Raw genomic sequence first — 20,625 nt, 5'->3', positions numbered from 1 at the left:
GCGTCCGCAGCTCGGCTCCGGGCCCGCGCCCGGGTCGCAGGATCTGCGGGCGGCGGTGCGACTGTCCCGGCGCGTGCAGACCGGCACGGTTGTCGTCGCCGTCGGTTACCGACTGCTGCGTGCGGTGTTCAGCCGCCGTAGCGCCGGCTGAGCTTCTCGCGCACGGCGGCCTCCGAGTGCGCAGTGTCGGGGCCGTGTCCGATACCGGCTGCATCGGTGGCTTGGGACGTCGCCGTGGTGGCAGCGCCCGACGATGCGCGCTGCAGGTCCGCACGCGTCTGCGCCCGTTTGGAGGACGTACGTGGGCGCGTGGTGTCCGGTTCGTCGTCGGGGGTAGCGCTCTGCTCGACGGCCTCCCGGGCGCGGCGCCGGTGAGTGACCTCGGACCAGATGAAGTAGCCCAAACCCAGCGGTGCCATGATCCCGAACGCCAGCCACTGCAGTCCGTACGACAGATACGGTCCCGAATCGAGCTGCGGCAGCGCGATGACGCCGAGCGAACCCGGCTGACCGCCCGACAACTGCACGTAGAACGGATCGAATGCCAGCGACGTGGCGGCACCCACCTCGACGGGATCGATCGTGTACACGGCCAGGGTCCCGCCCTCCTGATGGGCACCCCGGCCGGGAGAGGTGCCCTCGGAGGCCCGGATCCGTCCGGCGATGGTGACCCGGCCCTGCGGCGGTGCGGGCACATCCACACCGGCACCGCCCTGCGCGGGACGCACATACCCGCGATTGATCAGCACAACTCGATCCGACCCTGCGACGGCGAACGGCGTGAGCACCTCGATCGCGGGCCGCTCCTCGGCCGAACGCAGCCGCACCAGCACCTGCTTGGCCGGCAGGTAGGAGCCGGTGATGGAGACCTCGCGCCATTCGGTGTTCTTGTCGAACGGGGCACCCTCGACGGCGACGTCGTCGATCGGCACGGTGTCGGTGGCCACGGCCTTCTTGATGAGGTCGTTGCGGTGCGTGGTGTCGGAGTTCTTGCCGAGCTGCCACGGCGCCAGCAGCATGAAGCAGGCGGCGGCGAAGGCGATGACCACCACACCCAGGACGATCCACCCGGGGCGCAGGATTGTTCGCAGCACATGCACCACTACAACGCTACCGATCGGGGTACCGGCCGAGGGGACCGACCGGCCCACCGCGGGTGCCGTGCCGAAGCGGTCGACACGGCAGATCGGCGTTCCGCGCGGGATCACCGAACCGGCGGTAGCGTGGGAATCGTGCGTGATTTCCTATGCCGAGAATGTGGCCAACGACTTTCCTTCGAGAACAGCCTGTGTCTGCACTGCCAGTCGCCGCTGGGTTTCTGGCTCGAGACCAAGACCTTCTACACCCTCGACGACTCCGGCAAGGTCGAAGTCGACGGTAAACTCCTCGAAAAGTGTGCCAATGCTGTAGTGGCGCAATGTAACTGGTTGGTCGAATGGACCGGCCATCCGGAGCTGTGCGCCTCGTGCACGCTGACTCGGACGCGGCCCGCCGACGCCGACACCGAGGCGCTCAAGGAGTTCGGGCAGGCCGAATCCGCCAAACGCCGGCTGGTGCTCGAACTGAACGAACTCGGACTGCCGATCAGCGGCTACGAGGACAACAACGTCAACGGACTCGCGTTCGACCTGCTCTCAAGCGCGTCGGAATCGGTGGTCACCGGTCACGCGAACGGTGTGATCACCCTCGATCTGGCCGAGGGCGATGACGTCCACCGCGAGCAGATGCGCGTCGAACTAGCCGAACCGTACCGCACCGTTCTCGGGCACTTCCGGCATGAGATCGGGCACTACTACCAGATGGTTCTCGTCGACGACGCCGCGCGACCGGGATTCGAGGAACTGTTCGGCAACCCGGACGAGGACTATCAGGCCGCCATCGACCGGCATTATTCGCAAGGCGCGCCGGAGGGCTGGCAGCAGAACTTCGTGTCGTCGTACGCGACGATGCATCCGGCGGAGGACTTCGCCGAGACCTTCGCGCACTACCTGCATATCCGCGACACCCTGGACACCGCCGCCGCGTTCGCGATGGCCCCGGCCGGTTCGACGCTCGACAGCGACCTGCCCGGCGATGTCGGCTTCGACCGGATCGTCGAGTGGTGGCTGCCGCTGTCGTGGGCGCTCAACCAGATCAACCGGTCGATGGGGCATCCGGACATGTACCCGTTCGTCCTTGCCGGACCGGTCCTCGACAAGATCCGTTATGTGCACGGGCTGATCAGCGCAGACTGATCGGCCCAGACTGATCAGTCCGGCTACAGGTCGAGGGCCGCGACCGTCCACTCGATGAGTCCGGGGATCGCGGCCTCGATCTGTCTCCGGGTCTCGGCGAAGTCGGTCGGCGTTCCGTAGTAGGGGTCGCTCAGATCGAGGTCGGTGGGGCGGACGGCCGGGTCGAAACTGCGCAGCAGGCGAACCCGGTCGCCGAGACGTTTACGTTCGAGGTCGCGGACGTGCCCGTGGTCGGCGGCGACGAACAGGTCGGCGTCGTAGTGGAGGGGGGACAGCTGAGCCGCGACGTGGTCGTCGGGGTATCCGTTGGCCAGCAGCTCTGTGCGGGCCCGGTTGTCGGCGGGTTCACCGGTGTGAAAACCACTGGTCCCGCAGCTGGTGACCTTCACCCGGCGGTCGAGGCCCGCGCGCACCAGTGCCGTCCGGAAGATGTTCTGGGCCATCGCGGAGCGGCAGATGTTGCCGGTGCAGACAAAGCAGATGTGTAGATCGTCAGACACTGTGCATTTCCTCAGGCTGTTCGAAACCACTGGCGGGACACGGACACGGGTACGACACGATGGCTATTCAGTACAACAACCGAAGTTTCCCATCCGAAATTACCGTCACGAGAACAGGTTGTCGGGTGTGACGGGCCCATAGTGGTGGGCGTCACACTCCGAGAAGGGTACGGAGTTCGAGGATCGAACGCACACTCCACGCCGCGGACCCGGCCTCGCCGTCGAGCGCATAGCCCCACTCGACGTGGATGGTCGGGATCCCGAAACCCGCGGCGCCCTCGATGTCGTGGGACCGATCGCCGACCATCACCACGGGAGTTGCCACCGCACCGGAACCGTCGACATCGACGCCGAGTCCGGTCAAGGCATGGCCGATGACATCCGACTTGTTGCGCCGCGAACCGTCGTCGGAGGCACCCGCGATCACCTCGAAATGGTGCGCGAGCCCGAAGTGTTCGAGAATCCTGACGGCCGTCGCCTGGTTCTTGGAGGTGGCCACAGCCATCCGCCGACCCGCCGCCGTGAGATCGGTCAGCAACGACGCGATGCCGTCGAACACCGAGTTCTCCAGGTAGCCGACGGCGGAATACCGCTCACGGTAGGCGGCCATCGCCGCGGCGGCGGTGGTCTCGTCCAGGCCCATCGCGTGCAGGGTGTCGAGCAGCGGCGGTCCGGCCACGCCCGCGACGACCTCGGGCGGGGCCGGGGGCAGCCCGACGGCGTCGAGGGCGTGGGCGAAGGTGTTGGCGATCCCGGCGAAGCTGTCGGTGAGGGTGCCGTCGAGGTCGAGCAGCAGCGTGCCGGAGTCGGCGGGTGCGGGCACGGCGAGGCCGCCGGGGGTGTTGCGCTCGGGTTTGAGGTGTTCGGGTGCGCTGTCGTACACGCCCTCTATCGTGCACGTGTGGAGCGGCGCAGGCACATCGAGGTCCCCAATTCTGGGGACAGCACCCCTATTTCGGCTTTGTGGGACGCCCGTACCCGCTGCGGCCCAGGACGGAGGTCCAGGTGAACGCCGAGCTATTCGCGCCGGAGCGGCACGGCGACAGCGACAGCGTCGAAGGAATGGCTGATTTCGCAGTCAATGTCCGAGAGGGGCCACCGAAGTTCGTGCTCGACGCACTTGCCGCCCGGCTGCCCGATCTGGCGCGCTATCCGACGACCGGCGACGAGGCTCGCGCGGTCGCTGCGATCGCTGCGGCCCACGAACGGCCCGCAGCGGAGATACTGCTGCTGTCCGGCGCCGCGGAGGGGTTCGAACTGCTTCCACGCCTGGGTATCCGGCACGCCGCGCTCATCCAGCCGTCGTTCACCGAACCCGAGATCGCGCTGCGGGCAGCCGGCGTGCCCATCACCCAGGTCGTCCTCGACCGGCCGTGGCGGCTCGATACCGAGGACATTGCGCGACGCATTCCCGACGCTGCCGACCTGGTGCTGCTCGGCAACCCGACCAACCCGACGTCGGTGCTGCATCCGGTAGCCACGATCGAGGCGTTGCGGGCACCGGGCCGGCTGGTTGTCGTCGACGAGGCGTTCGCCGACCTGACCCTCGATGCGGTGGCGGGGGAGCGGGAACCGGAATCTGTGGCGTCGCGGCGTTGGCCGGATGTGATCGTGTTGCGCTCGATCACCAAGACCTTCGGTCTGGCCGGTCTGCGTGCCGGGTATCTACTGGCATCTCCGCAGATCATCGAGCGACTGTCGGTGGGGCGCAGGCCATGGGCGCTCGGCACGCTGTCACTGGTCGCGCTCGCCGAATGTGTGGGCGAGCGAGGGCAGGCCTACTGCGACGAGGTCGCGACGCGGGTCGTGGCGCAACGGACCCACCTGCTGGCCGGTCTGCGCGACATCGGCATCGAGCCCGCGGTCGAACCCGACGGGCCGTTCGTGCTCATCGAACTCGCCGACGGTCTCGAGGTGAAGGACGAACTGCGGCGCCGGGGGATCGCGGTGCGCAGCGCCGCCAACTTCGTCGGCCTCGGACCCGGATATTTGCGCCTGGCCGTTCGGGACGAGGAGACCACCGCCCACCTGCTCGAAGAATTGCGCCACGTGCGGGCCGTTGTGCGGCGGTCCGGGTCGGTGACAGGGTGAAGTCCATGAGTGAGAACACGGTCCCGACACTCGCGCAGATCATCGACGTCCTCGACGAGGTATATCCACGCCGACTGGCCGAGTCCTGGGATTCGGTGGGTCTGGTGTGCGGCGACCCCGCCGAACCGGTGGCGCGGGCCCTGGTGTGCGTCGACGTCACCGACCGAGTCGTCGGCCGGGCGATCGCCGACGGTGCGGGATTGATCCTCGCGCACCATCCGCTCTTGCTGCGGGGAGTCGACTCCGTCGCCGCCGACACCCCCAAAGGCAGGATCATCCACCGGCTGATCCGCGCCGGGATCGCTCTGTTCACCGCTCACACCAACGCCGACAGCGCCCGGCCCGGGGTATCCGACGCCCTCGCCGCCGAGTTCGGGCTCCTCGACACGGTGCCGCTGAGTCCGCAGCCGCTCCGCCCGATGGACAAGTGGGTGGTGATGGTGCCCGAGGGCAGCAGCGATCAGGTCAGCGAGGCGATGTTCGCCGCGGGTGCGGGTGCGATCGGTGAGTACCGGGACTGCTCGTGGTCGGTGGTGGGCGTCGGGCAGTTCGAACCGCAGGCGGCGGCCAACCCGGCGATCGGGACCATCGGGAAGCGCGAGCGCGTCGACGAGGCGCGGGTGGAGATGGTCGCCGAACGCGGCCTGCGCCGCAAGGTTCTCGCCGCGTTGCGAGCGGCACACCCTTACGAAGAACCGGCCTTCGACATCCTCGAACTCGCCGGCACCGACAGCGACCTCGGTCTCGGCCGGGTCGGCCACCTGCCGCATCCGATGACCGCCGGTGAGTTCGTCGCACTCGCCCAGCGGAAACTGAACGGGCCATGGGGAGTTCGCGCAACCGGTGATCCGGCGACGATGATCACGACCGTAGCGGTATGCGGCGGCGCGGGAGATTCGCTGCTAGGTGCGGCCAAGGCGGCCGGTGCCGACCTGTACCTGACGGGCGACCTGCGCCACCACCCGGCCGACGAGGCCATGCGCGGAGGCGGGCCCGTCCTTGTCGACGCGGGGCACTGGGCCACCGAGTTCCCATGGTGCGCGTACGCGGCGGAACTGCTGCACGAGCGCGCCGGAATTGTGGCTGAAGTGTTCGCTCAGCCCACCGACCCGTTCGCCATCCACTGCGGCCCGGGACAGTGAGTGCCGTCGGGCGGTAGCGCGATTGGCCCGGTGAACGACAGGTGACACAATCGATCAGTTGACGGTCGAATACCAGATGAAAGCAGGCCACGATGAAGGCTAGTTCCGGTGCACAGAGACAGCTCCTCGATCTGGCTGATCTCGATGCTGAGCTGGCCCGCATTGCCCATCGCACCCGCACCCTCCCCGAGGACGCCGAGCTCGCCGAACTGGCCAAGCAGCGCGACGCCGCGCGCGACGATCTGGTGCGCGCCGAGATCGCCTCCGAGGACCTCGAACGCGAATACAAGCGCATCGATTCGGAGATCAACGGGATGAGTGCCCGTGAGGCCAAGGACACCGCGCTGCTGCAGTCGGGCAAGCTCGCACCCAAGGCGCTCACCGAACTGCAGCATGAACTCGCAGGTCTGGGCCGGCGGCGGTCGGTGCTGGAGGACGAGTTGCTGTCGGTGATGGAACAGCAGGAGGCTGTCGGCGCGGAAAGTGAACGCGCACAGGCCACCGTCCTGGACTTCGACACCAAGGTCGCCGAGGCCACCGCCCGCCGCGACGCTGCACTGAGCAAGCTCGCCGCCGACCGCGAGGTGAAGGCGCAGCGTCGTGGTGAGGTCGTCGCCGGTGTCGATGCGGCGTTGCTCGCGATCTACGACCGGGAGCGCTCACAGGGCCGCGCCGGTGCGGCCCTGCTGCGCGCCCGGCGTTGCGGTGGCTGCGGCATGGAACTCGACCGCGGGTTCATCGCGAAGGTTACCGCGTCTGCCGACGACGAGGTGGTGCGTTGCGACGAGTGCGGCACGATCCTGGTCCGCACCTCCGAGTCGGGTCTCTAGGGCGATGAGTGAACAGAAGCCGTCCACACCGACCTGGCAGGGACAACGACAGGCCCCGACGCGGCTCGTGTTGTTGCGGCACGGGCAGACGGCGCTGTCGGTGGAGCGACGCTACTCCGGACGCGGCAATCCTGAACTGACCGACCTGGGCCGCACCCAGGCCGCGGCCGCGGGTAAGCGCCTCGGCGTCGATACGTCCATCTCCGCGATCGTCTCGTCGCCGCTGGCCCGGGCGCGCGCCACGGCGCAGGCCGTCGCCGACGTGAACGGTCTCGACGTGGAGGTCGTCGACGGGCTGACGGAAACGGACTTCGGTCAGTGGGAGGGACTGACGTTTCTCGAAGCCGCCGCCCGCGACCCGCAACTGCACCGCGAATGGCTCGGCGATGTGACTCTGCCGCCGCCGGGTGGAGAGAGCTTCGCGGCCGTCGCCGACCGGATCGGCGGCGTCAAACAGTCTCTGCTGGAACGGTTTCCGGGGCAGACAGTCCTCGTCGTCTCGCATGTGACACCGATCAAGACGCTCCTGCGCGACGCGCTGCGCGCCGGCACCGAGGTGCTCTACAGCATCCACCTCGACCTGGCATCGGTGTCGGTCGTCGAGTTCTATCCCGACGGCGGTTCCGTGGTGAAACTCGTCAACGACACAAGCCACCTCTAGGACCAGTTTCGGGCCCGTCTATCCTGAACGGGCGAACGAGTCGGCCGGGCGGCCGCGGCGCACGGAACGACCGGTCACCGGGCACGCCGTGTGCCGAGGAAAGTCCGGACTCCACGGAGCAGGGTGGTTGTCAACGGCAACCCGGGGTGACCCGCGGGACAGTGCCACAGAAAACAGACCGCCGACGGCATCTCGGTGCCGCAGGTAAGGGTGAAACGGTGCGGTAAGAGCGCACCAGCGACGCGGGTGACCGCGCCGGCTAGGTAAACCCCACCCGGAGCAAGGCTGAAGCCCGCACCTTCCCGGTGCGGGTGCGCAGGTGTTCGAGGGCTGCTCGCCCGAGCCTGCGGGTGGGCCGCTTGAGGTACCCGGTGACGGTGTGCCCAGATGGATGGTCGCCGCCCACGCCTGGCGTGGGCACAGGATCCGGCTTACACGCCGACTCGTTCGCTCACGCATCGAATGTATCGGATCTGATACATTTGATGCGTGGACGTCGATGACTCTCGTTCTGGTGTACCGGCGAAACCTCCTGGCCTCGCCATCGTTCTCGAATCTGCTGCGAGGCTGCAGCAGCTTGTTCCCGACGCAGTGCTCGTAGGTGGATCTGCTGCCGCCTACTACGCGCAGCACCGGCTTTCCACCGACCATGATCACGTACTGGCAGATCTGCGTGACCGCTTCGATGCCGTACTTGACGCGCTCGACCGAGACGGGGACTTCGTACTGAACCGCGCGGTTCCGGGCAAGATCATCCTCGGCGAGCTCGGCGGAATCGAGGCAGGTGTCCGGCAGCTCATCAGGAAGCGCCCGCTGGAGGTCCAGCGCGTTGACTTGCCATCGGGTGCGCGCCTGACAGTGCCCACTGTCGACGAGATTGCCCGAATAAAGGCATATCTGATTGTGAAACGGAATCAGATGCGCGACTATCTCGATCTGGCTGCACTGTCGGGCAGGTTCGGCAGGGAATCAGTGGGTGTCACTCTGGCACGGATCGACGAGTACTATTCCGACGACACTCATCCCGATGATCGGCCGGTGCAGTCACAACTGGCCAGACAGCTTGCCGATCCCCGACCGAAGGATTCCCGCAGCATTCGGGACCTACCCACCTACAAGGCACTCGAACCTCGGTGGCGGAAGTGGGATGACGTGGTGGCCGAGTGCGTGGCATTGGCGGCGGATGTCGTCAATGGATGAGTGAAGGAAGCGCGCAATGGCTCTGAAGTTCCGCAATATCGGCGTCACCCCCGATGATCCGGTCGAGGACTGGGGATTCGAGGGGATCCTTGCGGCGATCGACCGCGGCTACGCCCGTGACTGGGCGAAACTCGTGATCGCGGTTCACGCGAATCCGGACTTGGAACAGGTGTACCGCGAGGCAGCGGAAGCGGCGGAATCGGATTCGACGGTCATCCTGCTCGACGCGATGCTCGCAGACAAGAGGAAGTCCCCATCCGAGCGTGCTGTCGACCGATTGCGCATGGCGTTCGCAGGTACCCGGATGACCCAAGCGGAGGTGGCCGACCGGATCGGCACCTCGCGCTCCCGGCTGAACTCCTACCTCGCGGGCAAGGTCACTCCATCTATGGATGTGCTTGTCGCGGTGGAAGATCTGGCTCGGGAAGTTCGGGCACCGTCGCTGTCGGCGATTCTGGCGCTGCGGTAGCGGGGTTATAAGCGAGGGCAACCCCGATCTGCGTCGGCAAGGGGCGTCCGTCCACGACGGGCTGGCGAACGCGACGTCGACGCGGACGTGGGGATGGCCCGGCGATTCCACCAATAGGCCGGGGTGACGGCCGGGGGCACTAAGGTCGGTGGGTATGCATCGTCGCTTCTGGGCACCCGACATCGACTTCGCGGCCATCCGCACCGAACTCGGGGTGGCCGAGGACTACGCCGACGACGTACTCGCCGAGGCGCGGGGTGCCGTCGACCGACATGCGGGCGAACGCGAGGACCGCACCGACCTGCCGCTGGTGACCATCGACCCACCGACGTCGATGGACCTCGACCAGGCCGTGCACATCGCCCGCGACGGCGGTGATTTCGTCATCGACTACGCCATCGCCGACGTCGCCGCGCTCATCGAGCCCGAGGGCGCCCTCGATCAGGAAAGCCGCAGGCGCGGCACGACCGTGTATTTCCCGGACGGGTCGGTGCCGCTGCACCCGCGGGAGCTGTCCGAAGGCGCCGGATCACTGCTGCCCGACCAGATCCGGCCGTGCGTGCTGTGGACCATCCGGGTGTCGGCGTCCGGGGAGCCCATGGATGTGCGGGTGCGCCGAGCCACCGTACGGTCGGTGGCCAAACTGAACTACGCCGGGGTCGCCGCCGATGCGGTGGCGGGGACCTTGCATCCGTCGATCGCGGCGCTGCCCGACTTCGGCGAACTGCGTGCCCGCGTCGCGCTCGATCGCGGGGCCGTCGACCTCGACCTGCCCGATCAGGAGGTGGTGCGCGGTGGCGACGGCTGGTCGGTGGAACTGGCCCCGCGCACACCCGCGGACGGCTGGAACTCGCAACTGTCGCTGTTGACCGGGACGTGCGCCGGAAAGATCATGGCCGACGCCGGGGTCGGTCTGCTGCGTACGCTGCCGGCGGGCAAACCGGAGGCCGTCGACACTCTGCGGGCCACGGCGTCGGCGCTCGGCGTGACCTGGCCCGACGGGTATTCACCCGGACGTTTCCTCAAAGGCCTTGCGGCCGAACAGCCGTCGACCCTTGCATTGATGAACGCGGCCACCTCGCTGATGCGGGGGGCCGACTATCTGGTCCTCGGCCGCGGTGCCGATGGAGTACTCATCGACGCGGTTCACGGTGAACCGGTATCCGCCGCCGACACCCGCCACGCCGCCATCGCCGGACAGTACGCGCACGTCACCGCGCCACTACGTCGGCTCGGTGACCGGTTCGCCACCGAGGTGTGCCTGTCGGTGACCGCAGGCGCGCCGGTGCCGGACTGGGTGAGCAGAGCGTTGCCGACGCTGCCCAAGATCCTGCGCGCGGCCGACTCGCGCTGCTCGTCCGCCGACCGGCTCAGCGTCGACCTGGCCGAAGCAATCGTTCTGGAAGACCAAGTAGGACAACAGTTCTCCGCTGTTGCTACACGCGCGGGCGGTGACCGCCGACCGGCCGAGGTGTTCATCGACACCCCGGCGGTAATCGCGCCGTGCGACGGTGCGCCGCAACCCGGCACCCGCCTGGACGTCGTGCTGTCGGCGGCGGACCCGGTGAAACGTCAGGTGCGTTTCAGCCCGGTCACAAATCCTTGATCGCCGAACTGTAGGCGGCGATCGCGTGGTCGATCGCCGCTGTCTGCCTGGCATCGACACGACCGAGGACGAACAGATCCCTGGGCTCCAGCGCCAATGATCCCGATTGTGCCTGTGCCACCAACTCGGCGATCCGCTTACGGTTGAGGCGCGCGTCGTTCACATCGCCGAGCGCCGACTGAATCACCTTGGCCACCTTGCCTGCCCGCTCATGACGTGATTTGCCCAGCGCTGCCACCGCATCGGCCCGGTACCGAAGCCGCTTGGCCTTCTTGCGTACCACATGAAGCTGTTCGAACCACTCGTCCGATCCTTCGGGGAGAGAGGCGAGCAAGTTCTGCTCCCGGCGAATTCGCCTGCGGCTGCGTCTGATCGACCTGTCGGCGGCCACCTCGGCGGTGTCGTCGGCACGTGGTCCGGTGGGCGGATCGGCGATGAGTTCGTCGATGGCGTCGAGCAACGCGAAATATCGGTTCGAATTCATGGCCCGGTGAGCCACCTGCACCGCACGGTCGTGGTCGGCCCTCTCCTGGCCGATCAGCGCCTCGCGCAGTGCATCCGACACGTCCTCACCCTCCAGCAAGGAGACGTCGATGCCGATCTGCACCTCGCTGTCGCGGGCGTCGCCCAGAATGCGGGCCAGCAGCCTCAGCTCACCGTTGAGATGGGCGGTCTTCTCGGCGTCGAGAACCTCCTTGAAACCGGTGAGCACACTGCGCAGCCGTCGTGAGGACACCCGCATCTGGTGGACCGCGTCATCGGCATCAACCCGTACTTTCGGATCCCACTCGATGAGCGAGTTGCGATGGACTGTGAGATTGGTGAGCACCAGATCCAGTGCGGTCGGGTGCTTTCCGAGCTCCGGCACCGCCGTGGAGACCGCCGGCGTGGATCCGATCGCACGAGCCAACTTCGACACACTCGACGGTTCCCGGGCGCCGGCCTTCGTGAGCGTCCGAGTTGCGGCCTTGAGCAGGCGCGCATTGCCGGAGTCACCGAGTAGCTCGAACTCCCACTCCGACCATTGCTGAGTATGTCCACCGGGAAGTAACGACCGTGCGGTCACCAGATCGGCGGCCAGCTCGGCGATCGGTTCGTCGCCTTCCCCGAGCAGGATGGTGACCGTGCGCTGGGTGGAGATCGCTGCCACGGGGATCAGCGGCCGGGTGCGGACGAGCACCCGCACCGGATCGATCAGCGCTGCCGGTGGTGTGTCATTGTCGGGGGCCTCGTCGAAGCCCACCCGCAACTCGCGGCGGGCACCGGCGGTGTCGGCGGGACGCTTGAGATGCCAGCCTGCGTCGTATCCGCCGGTGCGGCGGCGCATGGTGATCTTGTTGCCCGCCAGATCCAGGTTCTCGGTGTCGAAGTAGGTGGCGTCGAGCGTGAAGGTCTCCGGCTCGCGGGCGCCGACGACGCCGGGCAGCGCCCGGAGATCGGGGGGCTCGGTTCCTGCTTCCACATCAAACTTGAGTTCGACCTCGATCTGCTCGGATGCGGCCACCGCGACTCCTTTGTCTTGCCCACCTTGCCCGATTCTACTGGCGGCGGTGGCCGGTAAGCCGGAGAATTTCTGGTGAAATGGCGGTTCGCTCGGGCATATGTCCGCGCGAACTGCCAGACCTCCGGAAAGTTGCGTGATCAGAGTTGGGCGAACCGGTCGGTGGCCTCGATGAGGTGGTGTTTGATGCCTGGTTCGTAGGAGGCGTGGCCGGCGTCGTCGACTATGTGGAGTTGGGCTTTGGGCCAGGCGCGGTGCAGGTCCCAGGCGCTACGCGCTGGGCACACCACGTCGTAGCGGCCCTGCACGATGACGCCGGGGATATGGCTGATGCGGTCGATGTTCGCCAGAAGCTGTCCGTCGGTGAGGAATCCGCCGTTGACGAAGTAGTGGTTCTCGATGGTGGCGAACGCCAGGTCGAACCGGGAGCCCTCGGAGCCATTGGTCGGCTGGGGGAGCAGGTGACTGGTCGACTGTTCCCATGCGGTCCACGCTGACGCCGCCCGCTGGGCCACCTCCGGGTCGTCGGAGGTGAGCAGCCGGTGATAGGCGGCCACCAGGTCGCCGCCGCGTTCGGATTCGGGGATCGGAGCCAGATATCCCTCCCACAGGTCGGGATAGATGTTGGCGGCACCGCCGTTGTAGTACCAGTCGATCTCGCTGCGCCGCAGCAGGAAGATCCCGCGCAGTACCAGCTCGGTAACCCGTTCGGGATGGGTTTGGGCGTACGCCAGACCCAGCGTCGAACCCCACGAGCCGCCGAACACCTGCCAGCGTTCGATGCCCAGATGCGTGCGCAGGAGTTCCATGTCGGCGATCAGGTGGCCGGTGGTGTTCACCGACAGGTCGGCGCCGTCGGCGATGTGCGGGCGGGACTGTCCGCAGCCCCGCTGATCGAACAGCACGATCCGGTACCTGTCGGGGTCGAAGAAGCGGCGCTGGGCGGGACCGGTGCCGCCGCCGGGTCCGCCGTGCACGAACACGACGGGTTTGCCGCCGGGAGAACCAGATGTCTCCCAGTAGACGAGCTGACCGTCTCCGACGTCGAGGAGCCCGGAGTCATAGGGTGCGATCGCCGGATAGAAGTCGCGCATGGAGACTCTCATCTGTGAGTGGTTGGCAAGGTGTGGGGGTGTACCCGAATTTGCAGGTGAACGTTACCGCACGTGCCGGGAGGGAACAGGGTCTTGCCGGCCTGTCCGTCCGGGCGGAGGACATCGCCGGGTGTGGTATGCCTACCGTGGTGGCGGCGTCGAAAGGATGAAGGTGACTTCGGAGACTCGTGGTCCGCGGCGGGTCGCCTGGGGCGGTCAGGGGCAGCCGGAGGATCCCCGGTCGCGGATCATCGAGGCCGCGATCCGGACTCTCACCACGTACGGACTGGAACACACCTCGCTGACGGTGATCGCGCGTGAGGCACAGGTGTCGCGGCAGACGGTGTACAAGTATTTTTCCACCAAGGAGGAGATCGTCGAGATCGCCCTGGAGCGGGCGGTCACCGACGCCGGAGATCGTCTCGTAGCGCTCGCCCGCACTGCTGGCACCGCCGAGGAATTCGTGGTGGAGTTGTGCCTGTCGGTGGTCCGGGAGTTCACCGCCAACCCGGCCATCTCGCCGATGATCACAGTCCTGGAACAACCGGCCGCGCGTCGTCGGCTGCTGGATACGGATGCGCTGGCTTTGGCCCGCGGATACCTGGAACCCGTCCTGGGATATCGACCTGACCTCACCGGTGATCTGAAGGAGATGACGGAGACGTTCCTGCGCTTCGTGATCTCGCTGATGACTTTCGAGGGGCCGTCCGGCAGCAGCGACGATAGTCTGCGCGCTTACCTGACGAAGGTGCTGGTGCCTGCGATGGGACTGCACCGCCAACTCGAGTGATTGACAACTAAGTCATATAGTGTCAATCTCGTCACTGTTGGTGTGGTTCAGATCACGCAGGGAGTGGCCGATGGCGACGCTCGAAGTACGCAGAATTCCGTTCGAGTTCGGCGACGATGTGCCGTTCGTGTGGAATCCGCGCAACGTCGCCTTCTCGACTTTCATGAATGTGGTGTCGGTGTATGCGGTGGCGTTCGAGCAGATGATCGTCGCCGCCGTGCGCGAGGCCATTCCGCTCATCGCCGACGACGACGTGGCGCAGGAGGCCAAGGACTTCCTACGGCAGGAGGCCCAGCACTCGGCGTGTCATCGCCGACATCTCAAGTCGCTGGTGTGTCACTATCCGGGTCTGCAGCAGACGTTCGACGATGTCATCGCCTCCTTCGAGGAGATCACCGACACCAAGCCGCTCAATTACCGGCTCGCCTACATCGCGGACCTGGAGGCGACGTTCACCCCGTTCTTCAAACTTCTTCTCGACAACGAGGACGTGCTGTTCCGCACCGGAGATGATCGGGTGTCGTCACTTCTGTTGTGGCACTTTGTCGAAGAGGTGGAGCACCGGAGTTCAGCCCTGGTGATCTATGACGCCGTCGTGCACGACGACTGGTACCGGGTGCGGGTGCTGCCGTCGATCGCCAGGCACCTGCTCGCCGCCGCGCGGATCGTCGCCGACGGCATGAACGAGCATGTGCCGTTCGCCGAACGCGGTATGAATGCGCACGACATCAAACCGGCCTTGAGCATGCGGACCGCACTGCTGTCCCGAATTCCCGGGCTCAAACCTGCGACTGTTCCCGTGCAACCTGCTCTCGGTGAAGTGCCCTGGCGCCAGAAGATCACCAGCGGTGTGCGGGTCCTGTTGAGCCAGACACCCTTTCACAATCCGGAGAAGGAACCGCTGCCGGCTTTCGCTGAGATCTGGTTCGAGCGCTACCGGCGTGGTGACGATGTCGCACACTGGTACGGCGGCTTGGCCGCACGAAGTGGGACGACGTAGATGGCAGGTCCGTGTCCTACCGACTTCGCCTCGATGGCTGACGAACTCGGCTTCTCCTGTGCCGATGTGCGGCCCGTCGTGAATGTGCGCAACCCGCTGGATCTGGCCAACTGGACGTTGCCCGTGGTGGAGCTGCTGTTGGTGTCTTTGGCGATTGCCGCTGCGGCACAAGCTGTTCGGCGATGGCGGGCCGGCGACGTGACACCGGGCGCACTATGGCTCGGTTCGGTGGTCTATCTGATGGCGATGGAACCGCCGGTATATTTCCCCGCGCAATTCGGAGTGGAAGACCACCTGAAGACCGCATTCGTGCACAACGTGTTCACGGTCGAGTTCATGTTCGACCGGATGCCGCTCTACATTCTGTGCCTCTACCCGGCGATGGCTGTGCTGAGTTACGAGGGTGTGCGGAGTTTCGGTGTATTCCGCCGACGCGGGCTGCTCGCCGGATCAATGTGTGTCGGGTTCGTACACCACTGCTTCTACGAGGTCTTCGATCATCTTGGCCCGCAATTGAAATGGTGGGCGTGGAATCCTGAAGAGAAGAATATCGCGGCGGTGATCGGGTCGGTTCCAGTGGCCAGCGTGTTCATGTTCGCGACGGTAGGTCCGGCCGCGCTGACCTTTCTGGTCCGCACCTTCGTCACCGGTAGAGCACCGCAGGGGCCGCTTCGTGTGGCCGGCGGCATCGTTCTCAGCGGCGTGCTGACGACGCTGGTTGTACTGGTCGCCGGAATCCCGGGAATCGTCGCGGGCATGATCGGCGGCGACCCCAACACTGCCGCGCAGACGCTGGTGATGATGGCATTCGTCGTCGTTTTCGCCGTGGTCGCTTTCGCGGTGCTGCCCGTTGAGTGGTGTCGCAACAGGTTGTCGGGCCATCCCGACGACGACACCGCCCGCCGCTATGTCGTTGCTGCGGCCGGTGCGTACTGCGCGGTGTTCGCAGGGCTGTGGGGTTCGGAATTGCCCGGCTTGCCGGCGGGTTCGGTCGACGAGCGGGTTGCCGGCAGCGTGCCGTACGCTCTGGCCTGTTTCGTCCTGGCGGTGGTGTTCACTGTTGGAGTCGCGACGGGCGGCCGGGTAGCAGCGGTGCGAGATCCGGTTGTGGAGAAGGAGATGGTGTGACGACTGAACCCGAGGTCATCGAGGTCGAGGGTGCCGCGGGCACTTTACGCGCGTTGTGCTGGTCGTCGTCGGAAGTTCGTGATCGGGACCGCCCGATTGCCCTGTTGCTGCACGGCTTTCCCGACGCTCCGGAAACGTGGGTGCCGACGGCGCAACGCCTGGCCGATGACGGTTGGCGCGTCGTCGCGCCGTACCTGCGCGGGTATGCACCATCGGACCTCGCCTCCGACGGCAGCTACCACGTCGGTGCGCTGATGGACGATGCGCTGCGCGTCGTCGACGAACTCGGCCCGACCGATCATGACGTGGTGATCGGCCACGACTGGGGCGCGATCATCGCGGGCGTGCTGGCGTCCTTGCCCGATAACCCGTTTCGTAAAGCGGTGCTGATGTCGGTGCCACCGATCCCGGTGTTCTATCCGATCCGCGGTCTGGGTGTCCGTCGGTCATTGCCGGTACTGCTCCCGAAACAACTACTCCGAAGCTGGTACATCACGTACTTCCAGCTCCCGTCGCTGCCCGAACGCTCCTCCGGCAAGGTCATCCCATTCCTGTGGCGACGCTGGTCGGTGCGCCGCGACATCGACCTCACCCCCGTCTACGACGCCATCGGCGCCCCCGACCGCTGGACCGCCGCCATCTCCTACTACCGCTGCGCCGCCTCGGACAAGTCTGTGCCACAACGTTATCGGGCCTACCAGGACCGCTTCGGCGAACCACCGCAGATCCCGGTTCTCTACCTCCACGGCGACCGCGACGGCGCCCTCGGCGTCGGCTTCGCCGACCGTGCCCGCGCGGTGCTCCCACCCGGCAGCGCCGCTCATGTCATCGAGGGCGCCGGCCACTTCCTGCAAGTTGACAGTCCGGAGGAGACGATCGAGAAGATCACGGGCTTCATCGGCCCGGTCGACTGAGTGTGCTGCGACAATTGCCTCTCGAAGTGTCGGCCATCCGGCGCTAGCATCAACAGATGATCAAACGGTCCGCCGTGGTGCTGGTGTGCTTGGCGACGATGCTCGCGATGGGTGTGATCGCAGGTCAGGGGCGTGCCGACGCGGCGTCGTGCCCTGACGTCGAGGTGTTCTTCGCCCGTGGCACCGTCGAGACGGCACCGCCGGTCGGGCTGACCGGCCTGGCTTTCAGCGCCGAACTGCGCCGGCAGCTTCCGGGCAAGAGCGTGAGCGTGTGGGGTGTGCCGTACAAGGCGACCGACCGATTCAGTAACCGCCGGTACGTCGCGCAGACCGCGATCGACGGCATCAGCATGGTCCAGAGACGGATGACTCGGATCGCGTCGGTGTGCCCGACGACGAAGATCGTCCTGGGCGGTTACTCGCAGGGCGCGGTCGTCACCACCTACGCCACCTCGTCGACGAGATTGCGGCTGCCCGAGAGGTACGAACGGCAACTGACCGATCTGCCACAGGTACTGCCGTCGTCGGTTGCCGACCATGTCGCAGCGGTCATTCTGTTCGGGGCGCCGTCGGACCGGTGGATGCGGGACATCGGCACACCACTGCTGCGTGTCGGAACGCCGTACCGCGCCAAGACCTACCGCTACTGCATCCCCGGCGACACCATCTGCAACGGCGCCAAGGTGGGCCAGCCGAACGCGCTGCACGTTCTGTACGGGACGATGAGTGCGGCGGCAGCACGCTTCGCGGCGCAACGCATCCGATAGCGCAAGCGGCGTGACGCCCCCGATTCGGGTTGTAATAGGCCAGAATATTGCTCTTGGTTCTGGATTCCGGAACCGAGGGCAAGGTTGGTCCGCTGTTGCCGATCAAGGCTAGGCCAGTCGCGCGCCGCACGTCGTGTGGAGCGACTGGAGCCTGCTCAGCGTTCGACCGACATCGTGCGGTGGGGAAGGCGCGTCGAGGATTCGTTCGGGTGGTCCTGCCGATTCGATGTCGAGCCGGATGTCGCGGTCGTACAGGATGTCGACGAGGTTGGCCAATCGCATGAGTGGGTCGCGGTCGGCGGACGCCAGGCTGGGGACTCCCATCATGGTGATGGCATCGAAATTATCTGCTAGCCAAAGGTATTGACGGTTGCCCACTGGTCGTTCGCAGAGTTCGGTGAAAGTGAAGTGCGCCGCCCAGTCGGTCATATGGGTGGCGAGCAGCACGATGCCGTCCGCATTCAGGGGCACCTGGGTCGGGGAATCGGTGATCTGCTCCGGCGATCCGGAGATCCATGTGCCGGAGCTGAATCCTTTGTCCGAACGGACGAGCCGCCTCCGGTAGTCGGGTCCGTCACCGACGGTGGTCGCCGTCATCGTCTTGGTTATAAGGTCGATCGCCGGGAGAAAGCGACTGTGGAACAACGGGTTCGGCAGGAGATCTGCCGGCGCGTAATTGCTGGTGGCGATGATCAGTCGGCTGCCGTCGCAGAGGGTTCGCAGCAGTTCGGTCAGATAGATCGCGTCGGCGACGTCGTGCACGTGAAACTCATCGAAGAACACCGCACGTGCCTCGCCGACGACTGATTGTATCGCCTCTTGGTGGGACATGCCGTGTCGGGCGATCAGGGTCTGTATGTCGGCCAAGAAGTTGTGGAAATGGATGCGGACCTTGTGCAGTTCCGGAATCGCGTCGAAGAACAGTGTTGCGAGAACAGTCTTTCCGCGCCCGGCGGGTCCGTACAGGTAGATGCCGGCTTCCTCCGATCCGGCGATCTCGTCGATCGCCCGGCGCTGACCGTCGTCGAGAACGATCCCCGACGCGGCGACGGACTCGAGGAACCGTGGGCCGGTGCGGCTTGCCAATGACTGAGCCGCCTGAGTTCGGCGATTGCGTAGTCTCATCGCGACCTCCATTGCTCTATGAATATAGAGTAATGGAGAACGGCAATCGACGAGTAGGGGAGGCGAGATGGTGCGACCGGGGGACAGGCGGCCGATGATCACCGACCACGCGATCGTGGTGCTCGCCGACGGTGGTGCGCGGGCACTGACCCACCAGGCCGTAGACCGCCACGCGGGCCTGCCCGCCGGCTCGACGTCGTACTACTTCCGCACCCGGGCCGCACTCATCGCGGCCGTCGTCGAACGCATCCGGGTCCACTCGCGGACGGCATTCGACAACGCACAGGCGCAGTCGGCGGGCCCCGTCACCGCCGAGGGAGCGGCCGCGCTCATCGCCGGGCAGTTGCGGAACCTCACCGGGGAACGATGGGACCAGGCGCTCGCGGTGTTCGCACTGCTCGGCGAGGTACGGGAGCAGCCGGAACTGCGTGATGCGTTGATGCGGTGCCTGTTCTCGGTCGACCTCGCCACCGGCCTGTTAGGCGCACTGGGCAGTGCCGCCCCCGAAGCCGACGCCGCCGACCTCATCGACCTGCTCACCGGTCGCCTGGTCGGCCTACTGTTCGGCGCTGACGACCGCTCACCTGAGCAGGTGGAGGAAACAGTCACCAGGTTACTGCGGCGGATCAGGTGAAACCGGTCTGAGGTTGCCGACAGTCTCGGTTTTCCGGGATCGTCGGCAACCTCAGACGCCTATTTCGTTAGTATCCCCCGGTGAAGATCGAGGCATAGAAGACGATCAGCACAATCCATGCCGCCAGACCGATATAGCCCAGAATCAATCCGGCGATGGCGAGGCCACGGCCACCTTCCCCGGTCCGATTGATCTGACACAACCCGATGTGCCCGAAGACGATTCCCAACGGGGCGACGGTCAGCCCCATGATAAGCGCGACGACGGCCATGGAGTTGGTGCCGCCTGACGCCGGCCGCCATCCAACAGCGCGGTCCGCGGTTACGGGTTGGCCGTCAGGGGTGTACCCGACGATCGGGTAAATCGGCTGGCCGTCCGAGGTATGGCCGATGCGGGTGGGCTTGGTGCTTGACACCCCCGCGCTGGGTCGACTTCCCAACCAAATTATGACCACTGCGGCGATGATGATGATACCGCTCAGCAAGAGGTAGATCAGGTCCACTGTCGACCCCCTCTGACAAGCCTGGCGACGACTGGCCATGTCGGCCAACTCTTTTGGTTACCTACCTCAGCGGGTGAGTTGTCCCCCAGCTGTTGGGGGGGGGGCTCGTCATATGTGGGTTTCTCCTATCGTATCGCTGGTCAGGATGGACCAGGGGAGACCCGTTGGGCAATCGGCCGTATGGGCGACATGCCGGATTCTGGCCTGCGGGTGCCGAAGACGTGCCGCGCACACGCCTTGCTGTGCGCGCCGGGATCCATTGCAGACAGCAAGCTTTGGTGGTGTCTGCTGTCCTGCTAACCTCTGCTAACCTCAATACCGTTCAGTTAAGGTCGACTTGGGTGTAGTCTGGTGGTGTGCCGCGTGCTGGTTGGGTGAAGCCTGAGTCTGATCGTCGTTTGTCTGATGTGGTGTCGGTGGGTGTGTTGACGAGGGTG

General features: G+C 66.1%; 21 protein-coding genes, 1 other RNA gene and 1 pseudogene. 16 read left to right on the top strand and 7 right to left on the bottom strand.

What is annotated here, in order from left to right:
- A pseudogene (locus tag KDB67_RS14255) lies at nucleotides 1-151 on the top strand (cobalamin biosynthesis protein); the annotation flags it as partial.
- Here the strand turns inward: KDB67_RS14255 and KDB67_RS14250 are convergent.
- A complete protein-coding gene (locus tag KDB67_RS14250) occupies nucleotides 129-1,100 on the bottom strand; it encodes an SURF1 family cytochrome oxidase biogenesis protein (RefSeq protein WP_291016801.1) in 972 nt (323 codons plus the stop codon). The pseudogene KDB67_RS14255 and the gene KDB67_RS14250 sit on opposite strands and share 23 nt — an antisense overlap.
- Before the next feature lie 132 nt (nucleotides 1,101-1,232).
- Between KDB67_RS14250 and KDB67_RS14245 the strand changes: the two genes are divergently transcribed.
- Nucleotides 1,233-2,234 (top strand): putative zinc-binding metallopeptidase, encoded by a 1,002-nt coding sequence (locus KDB67_RS14245; protein ID WP_291016798.1) that lies wholly within the window; start codon nucleotides 1,233-1,235, stop codon nucleotides 2,232-2,234.
- Between the two features lie 23 nt (nucleotides 2,235-2,257).
- On the opposite strand, the gene KDB67_RS14240 is transcribed toward KDB67_RS14245, so the two are convergent.
- Nucleotides 2,258-2,734: a low molecular weight protein-tyrosine-phosphatase gene (locus KDB67_RS14240; RefSeq protein ID WP_291016795.1), complete on the bottom strand. Its 477-nt coding sequence runs from the start codon at nucleotides 2,732-2,734 to the stop codon at nucleotides 2,258-2,260.
- 151 nt (nucleotides 2,735-2,885) lie between these two features.
- Nucleotides 2,886-3,557: an HAD hydrolase-like protein gene (locus tag KDB67_RS14235; RefSeq protein WP_291016806.1), complete on the bottom strand. Its 672-nt coding sequence runs from the start codon at nucleotides 3,555-3,557 to the stop codon at nucleotides 2,886-2,888.
- Nucleotides 3,558-3,739: 182 nt separating this feature from the next.
- Between KDB67_RS14235 and cobC the strand changes: the two genes are divergently transcribed.
- The 8 genes from cobC (at nucleotide 3,740) to KDB67_RS14195 (ending at nucleotide 10,733) form a co-directional block, all read left to right on the top strand.
- Nucleotides 3,740-4,825 (top strand): Rv2231c family pyridoxal phosphate-dependent protein CobC, encoded by a 1,086-nt coding sequence (gene cobC / locus KDB67_RS14230; RefSeq protein WP_291016793.1) that lies wholly within the window; start codon nucleotides 3,740-3,742, stop codon nucleotides 4,823-4,825.
- Nucleotides 4,826-4,830: 5 nt separating this feature from the next.
- The gene (locus KDB67_RS14225; protein WP_291016790.1) at nucleotides 4,831-5,967 is read left to right on the top strand and encodes a Nif3-like dinuclear metal center hexameric protein; all 1,137 of its coding nucleotides are present in this window, start codon (nucleotides 4,831-4,833) and stop codon (nucleotides 5,965-5,967) included.
- Nucleotides 5,968-6,059: 92 nt separating this feature from the next.
- Entirely contained in the window at nucleotides 6,060-6,797 is a 738-nt protein-coding gene (locus tag KDB67_RS14220; protein ID WP_291016787.1) for a C4-type zinc ribbon domain-containing protein, read from the top strand.
- Between the two features lie 4 nt (nucleotides 6,798-6,801).
- On the top strand, nucleotides 6,802-7,458 hold the full coding sequence (locus KDB67_RS14215; RefSeq protein ID WP_291016784.1) for a histidine phosphatase family protein: 657 nt from the start codon (nucleotides 6,802-6,804) through the stop codon (nucleotides 7,456-7,458).
- A 36-nt stretch (nucleotides 7,459-7,494) separates the two neighbouring features.
- Nucleotides 7,495-7,908: RNase P RNA component class A (gene rnpB / locus KDB67_RS14210), an RNA gene on the top strand.
- Nucleotides 7,909-7,947: 39 nt separating this feature from the next.
- Nucleotides 7,948-8,658 carry a hypothetical protein gene (locus tag KDB67_RS14205; RefSeq protein ID WP_291016781.1) on the top strand — a complete coding sequence of 237 codons (711 nt, stop codon included), beginning with the start codon at nucleotides 7,948-7,950 and terminating at the stop codon, nucleotides 8,656-8,658.
- A gap of 16 nt (nucleotides 8,659-8,674) precedes the next feature.
- Nucleotides 8,675-9,127 carry a helix-turn-helix transcriptional regulator gene (locus KDB67_RS14200; RefSeq protein WP_291016778.1) on the top strand — a complete coding sequence of 151 codons (453 nt, stop codon included), beginning with the start codon at nucleotides 8,675-8,677 and terminating at the stop codon, nucleotides 9,125-9,127.
- A 154-nt stretch (nucleotides 9,128-9,281) separates the two neighbouring features.
- A complete protein-coding gene (locus tag KDB67_RS14195; RefSeq protein WP_291016775.1) occupies nucleotides 9,282-10,733 on the top strand; it encodes an RNB domain-containing ribonuclease in 1,452 nt (483 codons plus the stop codon).
- On the opposite strand, the gene KDB67_RS14190 is transcribed toward KDB67_RS14195, so the two are convergent.
- Entirely contained in the window at nucleotides 10,720-12,237 is a 1,518-nt protein-coding gene (locus tag KDB67_RS14190; RefSeq protein ID WP_291016772.1) for a CYTH and CHAD domain-containing protein, read from the bottom strand. The two genes, KDB67_RS14195 and KDB67_RS14190, sit on opposite strands and share 14 nt — an antisense overlap.
- A gap of 137 nt (nucleotides 12,238-12,374) precedes the next feature.
- Complete coding sequence (pip, locus tag KDB67_RS14185; RefSeq protein ID WP_291016803.1) at nucleotides 12,375-13,328, bottom strand: prolyl aminopeptidase; 954 nt, start codon at nucleotides 13,326-13,328, stop codon at nucleotides 12,375-12,377.
- Between the two features lie 172 nt (nucleotides 13,329-13,500).
- On the opposite strand from pip, the gene KDB67_RS14180 reads away from it, so the two are divergent.
- From KDB67_RS14180 to KDB67_RS14160, 5 genes are all read left to right on the top strand, one after another.
- On the top strand, nucleotides 13,501-14,118 hold the full coding sequence (locus tag KDB67_RS14180; RefSeq protein WP_291016769.1) for a TetR/AcrR family transcriptional regulator: 618 nt from the start codon (nucleotides 13,501-13,503) through the stop codon (nucleotides 14,116-14,118).
- A gap of 70 nt (nucleotides 14,119-14,188) precedes the next feature.
- Complete coding sequence (locus tag KDB67_RS14175) at nucleotides 14,189-15,118, top strand: metal-dependent hydrolase (protein ID WP_291016765.1); 930 nt, start codon at nucleotides 14,189-14,191, stop codon at nucleotides 15,116-15,118.
- Between the two features lie 33 nt (nucleotides 15,119-15,151).
- Nucleotides 15,152-16,246, top strand: coding sequence for a hypothetical protein (locus KDB67_RS14170; protein ID WP_291016762.1), 1,095 nt, complete (start codon nucleotides 15,152-15,154; stop codon nucleotides 16,244-16,246).
- Nucleotides 16,243-17,160, top strand: a complete 918-nt coding sequence (locus tag KDB67_RS14165; RefSeq protein WP_291016759.1) for an alpha/beta hydrolase — start codon at nucleotides 16,243-16,245, stop codon at nucleotides 17,158-17,160. Before KDB67_RS14170 ends, KDB67_RS14165 begins: the two co-directional genes overlap by 4 nt.
- 56 nt (nucleotides 17,161-17,216) lie before the next feature.
- Nucleotides 17,217-17,927, top strand: a complete 711-nt coding sequence (locus tag KDB67_RS14160; RefSeq protein ID WP_291016756.1) for a cutinase family protein — start codon at nucleotides 17,217-17,219, stop codon at nucleotides 17,925-17,927.
- Nucleotides 17,928-18,035: 108 nt separating this feature from the next.
- Here KDB67_RS14160 and zapE read toward each other — a convergent pair whose 3' ends face one another.
- A complete protein-coding gene (gene zapE, locus KDB67_RS14155) occupies nucleotides 18,036-19,052 on the bottom strand; it encodes a cell division protein ZapE (RefSeq protein WP_291016754.1) in 1,017 nt (338 codons plus the stop codon).
- A 67-nt stretch (nucleotides 19,053-19,119) separates the two neighbouring features.
- On the opposite strand from zapE, the gene KDB67_RS14150 reads away from it, so the two are divergent.
- Nucleotides 19,120-19,686, top strand: a complete 567-nt coding sequence (locus tag KDB67_RS14150; RefSeq protein ID WP_291016751.1) for a TetR family transcriptional regulator — start codon at nucleotides 19,120-19,122, stop codon at nucleotides 19,684-19,686.
- Nucleotides 19,687-19,753: 67 nt separating this feature from the next.
- On the opposite strand, the gene KDB67_RS14145 is transcribed toward KDB67_RS14150, so the two are convergent.
- Nucleotides 19,754-20,188 (bottom strand): DUF4190 domain-containing protein, encoded by a 435-nt coding sequence (locus KDB67_RS14145; protein WP_291016748.1) that lies wholly within the window; start codon nucleotides 20,186-20,188, stop codon nucleotides 19,754-19,756.
- Between the last annotated feature and the right edge of the window lie 437 nt (nucleotides 20,189-20,625).

The sequence above is a fragment of the Gordonia sp. (in: high G+C Gram-positive bacteria) genome (assembly GCF_020438995.1).
Taxonomy (GTDB): Bacteria; Actinomycetota; Actinomycetes; order Mycobacteriales; family Mycobacteriaceae; genus Gordonia.
Note: the sequence above shows the minus strand (reverse complement) of the source record. Positions and strands in the feature narration are given on the sequence as shown.